Origin of the sequence: Halomonas marinisediminis (assembly GCF_004347715.1) — a bacterium.
Taxonomy (GTDB): domain Bacteria; phylum Pseudomonadota; class Gammaproteobacteria; order Pseudomonadales; family Halomonadaceae; genus Halomonas; species Halomonas icarae.
Window position 1 is genome coordinate 1 of the sequence record NZ_SLTR01000172.1, and the last position, 320, is coordinate 320.

The 320-nt window shown below is 49.1% G+C and carries 1 protein-coding gene; it reads right to left on the minus strand.

All coding sequences use genetic code 11. The annotated features are described in order from the left end of the window. Positions 1-19: 19 nt before the first annotated feature. A partial coding sequence (locus E0702_RS19165) for a hypothetical protein (protein WP_165927582.1) occupies positions 20-320 on the minus strand: 301 nt, incomplete at its 5' end.

Genomic DNA, 320 nt, shown 5'->3' on the forward strand with positions numbered 1-320 from the left:
ATGCAAGCGGAACGGATGGTTAACCGGCAGAAGCGGACAGTTCGAGAAAGGAGCTTCTCCATGGAATACAGGCAAGAGCATTCCCGCCGCCGGCAGAAGCGAAGAAACCCAGTTCAAAAAAGGCAATAGACCGCATAACCACGTGGCAATAGGAACGGAAATCGTCACCAAAGACGGTTACTTGAAGCGGAAAATAAAAGACGACGCCCAAACTGGTATGTCCAGAAAGAACTGGAAGTTTGTCCATATCATCAAGTGGGAAGAATACCACGGCAAGAAAGTACCGCCAGGACATATGGTTCGTTTCAACGATGGCGACT